The 11,570-nt window shown below is 51.1% G+C and carries 12 protein-coding genes; 10 read left to right on the top strand and 2 right to left on the bottom strand.

The window, feature by feature from the left end; translation table 11 throughout:
- Positions 1 to 7 precede the first annotated feature (7 nt).
- The 10 genes from nadD (at position 8) to lipB (ending at position 9,146) form a co-directional block, all read left to right on the top strand.
- Positions 8 to 652 (top strand): nicotinate-nucleotide adenylyltransferase, encoded by a 645-nt coding sequence (nadD, locus tag L1X57_RS16700; RefSeq protein WP_009723534.1) that lies wholly within the window; start codon positions 8 to 10, stop codon positions 650 to 652.
- A 107-nt stretch (positions 653 to 759) separates the two neighbouring features.
- Positions 760 to 1,146: a ribosome silencing factor gene (rsfS, locus tag L1X57_RS16695; protein ID WP_009723533.1), complete on the top strand. Its 387-nt coding sequence runs from the start codon at positions 760 to 762 to the stop codon at positions 1,144 to 1,146.
- Complete coding sequence (rlmH, locus tag L1X57_RS16690) at positions 1,143 to 1,610, top strand: 23S rRNA (pseudouridine(1915)-N(3))-methyltransferase RlmH (RefSeq protein ID WP_009723532.1); 468 nt, start codon at positions 1,143 to 1,145, stop codon at positions 1,608 to 1,610. The genes rsfS and rlmH overlap by 4 nt, the downstream gene beginning before the upstream one ends.
- 35 nt (positions 1,611 to 1,645) lie before the next feature.
- Positions 1,646 to 3,553 (top strand): penicillin-binding protein 2, encoded by a 1,908-nt coding sequence (mrdA, locus tag L1X57_RS16685; RefSeq protein ID WP_009723531.1) that lies wholly within the window; start codon positions 1,646 to 1,648, stop codon positions 3,551 to 3,553.
- Positions 3,553 to 4,716: a rod shape-determining protein RodA gene (gene rodA, locus L1X57_RS16680; RefSeq protein ID WP_009723530.1), complete on the top strand. Its 1,164-nt coding sequence runs from the start codon at positions 3,553 to 3,555 to the stop codon at positions 4,714 to 4,716. Before mrdA ends, rodA begins: the two co-directional genes overlap by 1 nt.
- Before the next feature lie 47 nt (positions 4,717 to 4,763).
- Positions 4,764 to 5,780, top strand: a complete 1,017-nt coding sequence (gene mltB / locus L1X57_RS16675; RefSeq protein ID WP_009723529.1) for a lytic murein transglycosylase B — start codon at positions 4,764 to 4,766, stop codon at positions 5,778 to 5,780.
- A gap of 2 nt (positions 5,781 to 5,782) precedes the next feature.
- Entirely contained in the window at positions 5,783 to 6,787 is a 1,005-nt protein-coding gene (locus tag L1X57_RS16670) for a septal ring lytic transglycosylase RlpA family protein (protein ID WP_009723528.1), read from the top strand.
- Positions 6,788 to 6,856: 69 nt separating this feature from the next.
- Positions 6,857 to 8,056, top strand: a complete 1,200-nt coding sequence (locus L1X57_RS16665; RefSeq protein WP_009723527.1) for a D-alanyl-D-alanine carboxypeptidase family protein — start codon at positions 6,857 to 6,859, stop codon at positions 8,054 to 8,056.
- A 122-nt stretch (positions 8,057 to 8,178) separates the two neighbouring features.
- Positions 8,179 to 8,490 (top strand): HP0495 family protein, encoded by a 312-nt coding sequence (locus L1X57_RS16660; protein ID WP_009723526.1) that lies wholly within the window; start codon positions 8,179 to 8,181, stop codon positions 8,488 to 8,490.
- A 2-nt stretch (positions 8,491 to 8,492) separates the two neighbouring features.
- Entirely contained in the window at positions 8,493 to 9,146 is a 654-nt protein-coding gene (lipB, locus tag L1X57_RS16655; protein WP_009723525.1) for a lipoyl(octanoyl) transferase LipB, read from the top strand.
- Between the two features lie 102 nt (positions 9,147 to 9,248).
- Here the strand turns inward: lipB and lipA are convergent, their stop codons facing one another.
- Together lipA and L1X57_RS16645 are read right to left on the bottom strand one after the other, a co-directional pair.
- Positions 9,249 to 10,307: a lipoyl synthase gene (gene lipA / locus L1X57_RS16650; protein WP_009723524.1), complete on the bottom strand. Its 1,059-nt coding sequence runs from the start codon at positions 10,305 to 10,307 to the stop codon at positions 9,249 to 9,251.
- 248 nt (positions 10,308 to 10,555) lie between these two features.
- Positions 10,556 to 11,542 (bottom strand): LysR family transcriptional regulator, encoded by a 987-nt coding sequence (locus tag L1X57_RS16645; RefSeq protein WP_039869206.1) that lies wholly within the window; start codon positions 11,540 to 11,542, stop codon positions 10,556 to 10,558.
- Positions 11,543 to 11,570: the final 28 nt, after the last annotated feature.

Genomic DNA, 11,570 nt, shown 5'->3' with positions numbered 1-11,570 from the left:
AACATCCATGCGAATAGGTATGCTGGGAGGTACCTTTGATCCTGTGCATCTGGGGCATTTACGAAGCGCCGTTGAGGTTCGTGAAGCCCTTGGGCTTGATCGTCTGCACATGATTCCTGCGCCTCAGCCGCCTCTGCGTGATACGCCTCAGGTGTCGCCGGAGCAGCGTTTTGAGTTGTTGACGTTAGGTATTAGCGACACACCAGGGGTGGTGGCAGATGATCGTGAGCTACGCCGAGAAGGGCCTTCTTATAGCGTGGATACGCTTGCCGAGCTGCGGCAAGCGTATGGCGATAGCGCTTCTCTAGTGATGATTATCGGGTTCGATGCTTTCCTGCGGTTAGCCAAATGGCACAAAGCCAAGCAGATATTCTCCTTGGCGCACCTCGTGGTGATCGCTCGACCTGGCTATAACGCTCCTTGGCCTGAAGCGTTAAGGGAACTGGTGGGTGATCGTGAAGTCGATAGTGTAGATGAACTGATGCAATGCCCGAATGGCAATGTTCTTACGCTGGCCTTGCCTTCCATGATGGCGATTTCGGCTACTTATATAAGAGAGCGTTTGAAAATGGGCAAAAGCGTTCGTTACCTACTGCCTGAGGCAGTTGAAGAAGCCATTCTGCATTATGGTTTCTATCATTCTAGCGAATAGCGCTGGCAGTCAGGAAAGAAGCCGTTACAATGGCCGGCTTATTGACTGAATATCACTGAGCTCGTTTTTGCTGAGCTTACGACAACAAGGGGTTGCCTTTAGGAGCCATGCACATCGATACACTTAAAAATCTAGCGGTTGATGCCCTAGAAGAGCTTAAAGCACGAGATATTACGCAACTAGATGTTTCCAAGCTGACAGAAGTTACTGACTTGATGCTGATCGCCAGTGGTACGTCTACTCGCCACGTGGCTGCTTTAGCGCAAAACGTTGTGGAAAAAGCCAAAGCGTCAGGCCTTTCGCCCCGTGGTGTTGAAGGTGGCGATAACGCTGACTGGGTGCTGGTAGATCTGGGTGATGTGGTTGTCCATATTATGTTGCCTGAAGCGCGAGCGCTCTACGATCTTGAGCGTTTATGGGCAGACTTGCCCAATGATGCTGGAGCCATTAGTGAGTCGCTCAAGCGGTTTGAAGAGCGAGCCACGATGTCATGAAGATCCGGCTGTTAGCGGTGGGCACCAAAATGCCTGCGTGGGTTGAAGAGGGCATTGAGACCTACCGCAAACGGCTACCTCGAGATTTCACGCTTGAAATCGAAGAGATTCCACTGGGTCAGCGTGGTAAAAATGCTGATATAGCAAAGGCGCGTGCGCAAGAAGCGCAGCGTATACGCGACAAGCTACGTGGTGACGAGTATATCGTGGCACTTGAGGTTAAGGGTAAAACCTGGAGTACCGAGCAACTTGCTGACGAGGCTGACGCCTGGCGTATGTTGGGCAAAGATATCGTGCTATTGGTGGGAGGGCCTGATGGCTTAGAGCCATCCCTTTCAGCAATGGCTGATAAAGCGTGGTCTTTATCACCGCTCACGTTACCGCACCCACTAGTACGCATAATGCTGGCTGAGCAGCTTTACCGGGCGTGGACCCTGCTAGTAGGCCACCCCTATCATCGATAATTGCTTTTTGTCTGATTTGAGAGTCATCGTTACCCATGCCTAAGCGCCGTGACACGCTTAAAAACCCTGAGCAAGAATTGCGTATTTTTCGTGTCAGGGCGCTGCTTGCCGTCTTAGTGGTGGTTATTTTGACGGGGTTGTTGACTGGGCGATTAGCATACTTGCAGATCGTTCAGCACGACTTATACAGTACCCGCTCCGAAAAAAACCGTGTTCGTGTTGAGCCGTTACCCCCCAACCGAGGGTTAATCTACGACCGCAATGGTGTCCTCCTCGCCGAAAATCGTCCTACCTATAACCTCACTTTGGTACGCGAACGCGTTGATGATTTAGATGAAACGTTAGCACTGCTAGTTGAGCTTCTCGACTTGCCTGAAGAAGATATTGAAGCGTTCAATGTTCGTTCGCGGCAACGCCAACGCCCGTTTCAGCCCGCGCTTTTAATGAGTGATTTGAGTGAAGATCAAATCGCAAGGCTAGCGGTGAATCGACATCGCCTGCCAGGGGTTGAAGTAGAAGCACAATTACTCCGCTACTACCCTGATGCTGAAATGATGGCGCATGCGTTGGGTTACGTAGGGCGTATCAACGCAGAAGAGATGCAAACTCTAGATGCTGGGCGATATGCAGGGACACACTTTATCGGTAAAACGGGTGTTGAGCGTTTTTACGAGACGGAGCTGCACGGGCAAGCCGGGCTGCGCAAAGTAGAAACGAATGCACGCGGGCGTGTGCTTAGAGAACTTGGCCGTACTGATCCGGTGCCGGGGGGAAACCTTACGTTAACGCTTGATAAGTCAATGCAAATGCTGGCTTACGAATTGTTAGCTGGAAGGCGCGGCTCTATCGTCGCTATCGTGCCTGGCACGGGAGAAATTCTCGCTATGGTATCGACACCTGGCTTTGATAGTAATCAGTTTGTTACGGGAATTGACGTCGCTTCCTATCGAGGCTTGCAGGAAAATATCGACCTACCGTTATTTAATCGGGCAATTCGCGGTCATTATCCGCCTGGTTCCACGATTAAGCCTTTTTTAGCGCTGGCGGGATTAGTTGAAGGGGTGATCACCCCCGATAGCACGATTAGCGACCCAGGTTTCTATCAATTACCCAATGACTCTCGCCGTTATCGCAATTGGTTGCGCTGGGGGCATGGCCGGGTAGATATGGAGCGTTCGATCGCTGTTTCAAACAATACCTACTATTACACCCTAGCCCATGACCTGGGTATCGATAACCTGCATGAACAAATGTCTAATTTTGGTTTTGGTCGGCGTGTTGCTCATGATGTGCAGGGTGAAAGTACTGGCCTGATGCCGTCTCGTGATTGGAAGCGAGCGCGATTCAATCAGCCTTGGTATCCCGGTGAAACACTCTCGGTAGGTATTGGTCAGGGCTACTGGCAGGTAACTCCGCTACAGCTGGCTAGCGCAACCGCTACATTGGCTAACCGTGGTCATTGGGTAAAGCCGCGTATTGCGTTAGAGATAGGCGACGTGCCCTTGGCACAGGACTTGCCGGATACGCTGCCTGATATTCAGCTGGATAATGAAAATTGGTGGAATCGTGTCTTCAGTGGTATGGAAAAAGTTATCAGTGGTAACGAAGGCACGGCGCGGCGAACGGGGGTGGGGCTAGAGTATCGTATGGGTGGAAAATCAGGCACTGCCCAGGTGTTCTCGCTTGGGCAGGATCAGCGCTATAACGCCGATGAGCTTGAGGAGCGCTTGCGCGATCATGCTCTTTTTATGGCGTTTGCACCGCTTGAAGACCCACAAATTGCGGTATCAGTGATTGTTGAAAATGCTGGCGGCGGTAGTACCCACGCTGCCCACTTGGCGCGCGCGATGACTGATGCATGGCTGTTAAATGATGATGCGCCGGATGTTGAAGAGGTTAAGGAAGTATTGGAAGAAGATACTGCCAACGTGGAGGGCAATTAATGAGGTCATGGCAAACCCTCTCCCGCCCGTTACGCCGTTACCCAGTGCGCCCGCCAGATAGCGGTATCGCCAGACGCAAAAGCATCTGGGAGCGAGTTCATCTTGATCCATGGTTGCTAGGTTTTCTGCTGTTGCTGATGGGAGGTGGGTTGTTAGTGCTTTACAGCGCCTCTGGGCAGCGTATTGATACCGTCATTGCTCAGGCCATTCGATTTGGTGTTGCCATCGTGGTGATGGTGGTTATTGCTCAATTATCGCCTTCCACGTTTCTGCGCTGGGCTCCCTTGGCTTACGGCGTGGGGCTGGCAATGTTACTGGCAGTTGAGATCGCTGGTGATGTGGGTATGGGGGCAAAGCGGTGGCTTGAAATACCGGGTGTTATTCGCTTTCAGCCATCTGAAATGATGAAATTAGCGGTGCCGTTAATGGTTGCCGCTTATCTGAATCGTTGCCAATTACCGCCGCGTTTCAGGCATATTTTGGTATGTGCGGTGATAATCGGTTTGCCGGTGGTGCTTACCGCTATTCAACCGGATCTTGGTACATCGCTTTTAGTGGCCAGTGCGGCGGTCATTGTTGTGCTCCTGGCAGGCTTGTCCTGGCGCTTAATTGGTTTAGTGGGTGCCTTAATAGCGGCAGGGCTTCCTGTTCTATGGATGAACATGCACAACTATCAGCGTCAACGGGTTTTAACGTTCCTGGATCCGGATAGCGACCCTTTAGGGTCGGGTTGGAATATTATTCAATCGACGACGGCTATAGGTAGCGGTGGCTTATGGGGGAAGGGGTGGTTAGAAGGTACCCAGTCTCAATTAGAGTTCCTACCTGAGCGCCATACGGACTTTATTATTGCCGTGTTAGGTGAAGAGTTTGGTCTGGTAGGAATGCTGGTGCTGCTGTCCCTATATGTCATGATTGTGGGGCGAGGCCTTTGGTTAGCGACTTCTTCTCAGGACACCTTTGGTCGGCTATTTGCAGGCAGTATTATTCTGACGTTTTTTATATATGTGTTCGTCAATGTCGGCATGGTGAGTGGTATTTTGCCCGTTGTTGGCGTACCGCTGCCGCTGGTGAGCTATGGCGGGACTTCCAGCGTGACCTTACTGGCAGGGTTCGGTATTCTCATGTCAATACATGCCCATCGGCGGTTGTTACCGCGATAATATCGAATGGATAAGTGGCGGTGCTTTTTCACAGGAGTGGTGAGTTAATGAACTGGGTCCGAAATAAAGTAGGCGGCTGCGTGGCAGCTGTTTTAATGGCGTGTTCTTACACGGTTGCGTGGGCTGACGACGCGTCGCCTTTTGATCCGCAGCAGCACGAAGGTACTCAACAGTTAGTTGACGAGTTGGCAGCGCAAGGAATTTCTCGACAATGGCTAACAGATACCCTGAATCAAGCCAACTATAGCCAGTCTGTTTTGGACGCTATGGAAGGCGCGGCTGAACGTCGCTTACGTTGGCATGAGTATCGCGATATATTCTTAACGCAGCAACGTATTGAGGAAGGCGCTGAATTCATCAATGAGTATGAGGATGCACTTGCCCGGGCTGAAGAGGAGTATGGTGTTCCCCCAGAAGTTATTGCTGCCATTATTGGCGTTGAAACCTATTACGGTAAGCATAAAGGGCGCCATCGGGTACTAGACTCATTAGCAACCTTAGCGTTCTATCATCCCGTCCGTGGTGGCTTTTTTCGAGGCGAGCTGGCGGCTTTCTTGAAAATTGCTCATGAGCAAGGCGTTGAAGCTGACGAGCTTTATGGCTCGTATGCTGGCGCAATGGGATATCCCCAGTTTATTCCCACTAGTTATCAAGCATATGCTGTTGATTTTGACGGCGATGGTAAACGAGATTTATGGGAAAATCCGGTTGATGCCATTGGCAGCGTGGCGAATTACTTTGCTGTCCATGGTTGGCAGCGTGACGGGGCAATTTATCACGAGGCCGTTGGCCCTGAGTTAGCGCCTGAAACGCTTTCAATTAATCAAACAAGTAAGCCCGTTGTGACTGCGTCTGAAGCAATCGAGGCCGGTATTGAACCACAGAGTACGCTTGATCCAGAGTTACTTGTGGTGCCTTTAAGGCTCGAACTTGCCGATGAAAGTATCCAGTATCGCTTGGGTGAATATAACTTTTACGTTATTACCCGCTATAACCACAGCCATCTCTATGCAATGGCGGTGGCCGAGCTATCGGAAGCCATTGAGCGGCAGGTTGAGGGCTAAACATGAGAACAGTGCTGTCTGAGGCTCGCTGTATTGGTGGTGCGGTGGTCATCATGGCGTTGGTTAGCGGTTGTGCCGGCCATGAAGCTAAACAAAGTAGCGCCAGCGTGAACCAGCCAGCTAGCGGGCCTACTACTGCGACAAATGCGAGTGGAACGACCGGCAGTGGAGCGAGTGGTAACGTGCAAAGCAGTAGTCCGTCGACGGGGGAGCGCTATGCAATGACTGGCGATGCGTATCCGCTAGAGCCGCCGGATGTGAGCAAAGTGCCAAACGCTGAGCCCCGTGTAGAACCGCTATCACGTGCCGGTAATCGCTCCACTTATGAAGTGTGGGGTGAAACCTACCATGTGCTGCCGGATGCAGCAGGCTACGTGAAGCAGGGAACGGCCTCTTGGTACGGTGAAAAATTTCATGGTTATGCCACATCAAACGGTGAAATTTATGACATGTATAAAATGTCTGCTGCTCACCGTTCATTGCCACTACCAACATTTGCCCGAGTCACCAGTTTAGATAGTGGTCAATCTGTTATCGTGCGCGTCAATGATCGAGGCCCTTTTCATAGTGACCGTGAAATTGATCTTTCCTACGCTGCGGCTGCACGGTTAGGCTTTTTAGATAATGGTACTGGTGCCGTCCGGGTTGAGGCCATTGAGCCTGCACAATGGCTGGCGCAGCAGGGTAGGAGCAGCAGTCATGGAGCAGCCGGTGCGGTTTCTTCGACGTTCCCTGCTGTAGATGCACGGTCTGTTCGAGATATTCCTGATCAGCGACCAATGGCAACGGGGGACGCGATTTATCTACAAATTGCGGCATTGGGCAGTGAAGAAGGAGCCCAACAGTTGCAGCAGCGCTTGGTCAGTGAGCTACCACATAAAGTGCGGGTGATGAGTGATACAGATGTGCATCGTGTGCAAGTCGGGCCTGTAAGCCCTGCGCAGGAAACCCAAGCGCGAGAAGAACTCCGTCGGGCGGGCTTCCCACAAGTGTTTATCGTGAGATAGTTCACCCCATTTATTAGCTAAAATAACGTGCTTCGTTGACGTTTTTTTCTTTGTTGTGAGAAGTAAGAGATGAATGTATTGATGTCTATTCGCCGTACCGCCGGGCTTTGTTTGTTTGCGGTTTTTGCCGTGGTGGCTTCGCCGGCTGTGGCTCAAGTGATCCCCCAGCCGCAAACGATTATTCCCTCCGCTCCTCAGCTAGCGGCCAGCTCATGGATTTTGATGGATGCCAACAGCGGTCGTATTCTTGCCGAGCATAATTCTGATGAACGCTTGCCGCCAGCGAGTCTGACTAAGCTCATGACCGCTTATTTGGTAGAGCGTGAGTTAGACCGAGGCACCATTAGCCTGACGGATATGATCAATATTAGTGAAAAAGCTTGGCGCACCGGCGGCTCCAAGATGTTCATTGAGGTGGGGGATCGAGTCTCTGTCGACGATCTGCTGCATGGTATTATTATTGTTTCGGGTAATGACGCTAGTGTGGCAATGGCAGAGCACCTTGCTGGTGGCGAAACGCCATTTGCCGATTTGATGAATCAGCACGCTACGCGCTTGGGAATGAACAATACTAATTTCCAAAATGCGACGGGCCTGCCTGGTGACAATCACTATTCAACAGCTCGTGATATGGCGCTGTTATCTCAGCATATTATTAACGATTACCCCGAGCATTACGCTATTTACTCTCAGCGTAACTTCGCTTTTGGTGGTATCGATCAGCCAAACCGTAACCGTTTGCTATGGCGTGACCCGAGTGTCGATGGCTTGAAGACCGGTTGGACAACGGAAGCAGGTTACTGCCTTGTCTCCTCGGCTCAGCGCGATGGCATGCGCTTAATTTCAGTCGTGATGGGTACTAGCTCAGAAGAAGCAAGGGCGCAGGAAACACAGAAGCTTCTTAGCTACGGCTTCCGTTTCTATGAAACGATGAAACTCTATGAGCGTGGTGCAGTGCTTGCAACTCCACGTGTCTGGGGCGGCGATAGTAATGAGCTGCGTGTTGGTGTTGACGGCGAAGTGTTCATGACCCTTCCACGTAACCGTAATGAAGAGTTGCGCGCTCGCTTGAACCTAGATGGTGATCTTCAAGCGCCGGTTGCTGTGGGTGACGATGTAGGTACGTTAGAAGTGTATTTAGGTGAAGAAATGGTCGGCGAGCGTCAACTAGTGGCTCTTGAAAATGTTGAAGAGGGCGGTTTGTTTAAACGACTATTTGACCAAGTAAGGCGTTTCTTCAGTGGTTTGATCAGCAACTTCACCGATTAATAGTAGCGAACGAACTTAAGCGCAGGATTTTCAGCATTTTGCGCTTAAGCTACTAATCTTATAAGGCAGTGCTGCATCCGTATTCTGAACAGAAGTAACTATATTCCGTGTAAAGGCGAGCTATGAAAAAAGGCGCGAAAAATGGGCTAAGAGATTTACGTCAGCCTGAGGTAAACGAGCCACCTAAAATCACCTTTCCCTGTGATTACTCACTGAAAGTTGTTGGCGATGCCGCTGAGGATTTTCCAGCCTGTGTGTGCCAGGTGATTGTCAAACATTCCCCGGATTTTGATGAGACGTCACTTCAAGTTGTCGATAGCCGTAATGGCCGCTTCCAATCAGTGCGTGTCACTATTGTTGCCACTAGCGAGCAGCAAATACGCCAGTTATTCGATGATCTGAAAGCTACAGGTCGCGTACACATGGTGGTATGACCATGGCTAGTCAAGCTATCGAGCTACATCAGCTTGGTCATCGTGCCTATTTACCTGTGTGGAGCGCGATGCGCGAACTCACCGATACCCGGGATGAGTCAACGCCTGATCAATTCTGGTTAGTTGAGCACGATCCCGTTTTTACTCAAGGTCAGGCGGGTAAACCCGAACACGTGTTAATGCCAGGTGATATTCCTGTAGTAAAAACGGATCGGGGTGGACAAGTCACCTACCATGGCCCAGGGCAGGTTGTGTTATATCCACTGCTAGACGTACGGCGTGGCAAAATCGGTGTTCGAGAGCTGGTCACTGCACTAGAAAATTCAGTGATTGATGTACTTGCGCTTTATGATGTGTCTGCCTGGGCGAAGCCCGACGCACCTGGTGTCTATGTGAATACGCAGCAAGGGGAGGCGAAAATTGCTTCTTTGGGGTTACGTATTCGGCGGGGCGCAAGCTATCACGGGGTTGCCTTGAATGTAGATGGCGACTTATCCCCCTTTGGGCGGATTAATCCCTGTGGTTACGCGGGTATGCAGGTGACGCGATTGACTGATTTAGTGGTATTGCCTGCCGTTCACCGGGTAGGTGACCAATTGGCGTCCGCGTTAGCCCAGCGGCTAGATCGTGAGCTGGTTGATGTGGCCGTTTATTAAATAAAAAAAATGAGACTACCTACACGCAATGCACTTGTTAGTACTGATCTGACTATGCTGATTTAGCCGTGTCAATTGCGTGCAGGTAGTTGGTTTATCAGTTTATCCGACGTTAAACGCAGGAATGCGGTTAGCGTCAGGTTCTTGGCCAGGTACCGCGGCGGGAGCAGCGAGACCGAGGTTGTTTTTTTCAAAAACGCGGTCGGCGCGATAACTAGAGCGAACCAGCGGCCCGGAAGGTACTTCCATAAAGCCTTTTTCAAGACCAAGCACACGGTAGCGGTCGAACTCTTCTGGGGTGACCCAGCGCTCTACGGCTAGATGGTTTTTGGTTGGACGCAAGTATTGCCCAAGCGTCACGATATCAACGCCAATCTCTCTCAGGTCATCAAAGGTTTTAAGAATCTCTTCGTCTGTCTCGCCTAATCCAAGCATCAAGCTTGTTTTGGTAATAATGTCTGGCCGATATTGCTTTGCATGCGCCAGAACGTCCAGCGTTTTACGATAACCAGCGCGTGGGTCACGTACTTTACTGGTCAGGCGCTCTACGGTCTCGACGTTCTGCGCAAACACTTCCAAGCCTGAATCGGCTACCCGCTCAATGGCAGCTTTATCAGCGTCAAAGTCGGGTGTGAGTGCTTCTACAACCACTTCCGGCGTGCGGGATTTAATCGCTTTAATACAGTTGGCGTAGTGCGTAGCGCCACCGTCATCCAAGTCGTCACGGTCAACGGAGGTCAGCACGATGTAGCGCAGCCCCATCAGCTCGACTGATTTTGCGGTGTTTTCCGGTTCGTCTAAATCCAGCCAGCCTTTCGGGTTGCCTGTGTCCACTGCACAGAATCGGCATGCGCGTGTGCAAACAGACCCCATCAGCATAATAGTGGCGGTGCCATTGCTCCAGCATTCGCCCATGTTGGGGCAGTGCGACTCTGCGCAGACAGTGCTGAGACGGTGCGTAGAGACATTTTTTTTGACGGCTTCGAAGCGTTCGCCTCCCGGAATCTGGGCGCGCAACCATTTAGGTTTACGGTCAAGACTAGGAGACGCTTCATCTGATGGCGTTTTACGCTGCTTCATGCCGTCTTTAATGACCGACATGCCATGCTCGTTGCGGAATTTTTCGCCGCTAGGGACACGCGTTGTGGGGTTGTTGCTCATAGGAGAGAGCCTCTCTACTGTGCGGCAGGCAATGCCCAAACGTTGTGGCGTCGAACCATATGCTATGGCGATGACGTTTAAATGCCATGGCGTTGACAGTTGGATCGCCTGCGCGAATACATGCCAAACCCTGAAGATTCTGAATGATACGTAGGTAGTAGGCTAATGTAACATATCTCTTGGTTAACAAGACACTAAGCCCTCTTCATCGAACCTCTAAATAGACAGCTCGCCAAATCGATAGCCCACTATATTGACAGCAACGGTAGACAGGAAACGCCGTGGCTAGGCAGCGGGCTAGAAGGGGCTTGGAAATACCGACGAAAATCCGGCAAGTGTTCCCTTATAAAGCGTAAAAAAAGATCGGCGACGGGCGTCGGAAAATGATCGCGACGATACACCGTGCACCACGAGCGCCGAATGGGGAAGTTAGGTAAGGGGAGCGCTGATAGCAGCCCTTGCTCTAGTTCAAGTTGAACCGCCAAGCGGGGCAGAACGGCAACGCCCAAGTGAGCCATAATGCCTTGTTTAATGGCTTCATTGGTGCCTAGTTCAATGCGGTGGGGAAGACCGATTTCTTGGTCAACGGCCAACTGCTCAAATGCAATACGCACTCCAGAACCTGGCTCACGCATCAATACATAGTGACGCGCAAAGTCGGCTAATGTTGGTGCTTCCATATGAAGCAGTGGGTGGTCTGGCCATACGAGAGCGATGAGTTCATTTTCAAGAATGGGCATTACCACCAAGTCGTCGTCTTCAGGCACCATGGCCATAATCACGACATCATCTTTCTGTTCTGCCAGCCTTTCTAGCGCTTGACTGCGATTGCATACCTTTAAACGAATGCGTACGTCTGGGTAGCGTGCTCGAAACCGTGCTAATAGATACGGCACCACATATTGGGCTGAGGATACGGCCGCGATATTCAGCTCGCCGCTAATGTTGCCATTAATCTCCGAAAGATTCATTTGCAGCCTAGAAAGCTGCCCAAAGATTTCGCGTGTGGAGAGCGCTAAGGTATCCGCAGCAGGTAGCACGTGAAGGGTTTTACCGGCATATTTAAACAGCGGCTGACCAAGCGCGAGTTCTAATTGGCGAATTTGCGCGCTAACCGCAGGCTGTGTAAGTCCTAGTTGCTCGGCAGCGCGTGAGTAGGAGCGCTGACGGTGGACTGCCTGGAATACTTGTAATTGTCGGAAGGTCAAACGGTTGAGTAGTGTAAGGGACGACATAACAACCTCTAGGTATACACCCTCCGAA

It is taken from the genome of Halomonas sp. TD01 (genome assembly GCF_923868895.1).
Taxonomy (GTDB): domain Bacteria; phylum Pseudomonadota; class Gammaproteobacteria; order Pseudomonadales; family Halomonadaceae; genus Vreelandella.
Note: the sequence above shows the minus strand (reverse complement) of the source record. Positions and strands in the feature narration are given on the sequence as shown.

Coding starts and splice junctions, on each gene's coding strand:
- L1X57_RS16645 (WP_039869206.1), bottom strand. CDS start 11,542: ATGTCGTCCCTTACACTACTCAACCGTTTGACCTTCCGACAATTACAA.
- rsfS (WP_009723533.1), top strand. CDS start 760: ATGCACATCGATACACTTAAAAATCTAGCGGTTGATGCCCTAGAAGAG.
- lipB (WP_009723525.1), top strand. CDS start 8,493: ATGGCTAGTCAAGCTATCGAGCTACATCAGCTTGGTCATCGTGCCTAT.
- L1X57_RS16660 (WP_009723526.1), top strand. CDS start 8,179: ATGAAAAAAGGCGCGAAAAATGGGCTAAGAGATTTACGTCAGCCTGAG.
- L1X57_RS16665 (WP_009723527.1), top strand. CDS start 6,857: ATGAATGTATTGATGTCTATTCGCCGTACCGCCGGGCTTTGTTTGTTT.
- nadD (WP_009723534.1), top strand. CDS start 8: ATGCGAATAGGTATGCTGGGAGGTACCTTTGATCCTGTGCATCTGGGG.
- rlmH (WP_009723532.1), top strand. CDS start 1,143: ATGAAGATCCGGCTGTTAGCGGTGGGCACCAAAATGCCTGCGTGGGTT.
- mltB (WP_009723529.1), top strand. CDS start 4,764: ATGAACTGGGTCCGAAATAAAGTAGGCGGCTGCGTGGCAGCTGTTTTA.
- L1X57_RS16670 (WP_009723528.1), top strand. CDS start 5,783: ATGAGAACAGTGCTGTCTGAGGCTCGCTGTATTGGTGGTGCGGTGGTC.
- lipA (WP_009723524.1), bottom strand. CDS start 10,307: ATGAGCAACAACCCCACAACGCGTGTCCCTAGCGGCGAAAAATTCCGC.
- rodA (WP_009723530.1), top strand. CDS start 3,553: ATGAGGTCATGGCAAACCCTCTCCCGCCCGTTACGCCGTTACCCAGTG.
- mrdA (WP_009723531.1), top strand. CDS start 1,646: ATGCCTAAGCGCCGTGACACGCTTAAAAACCCTGAGCAAGAATTGCGT.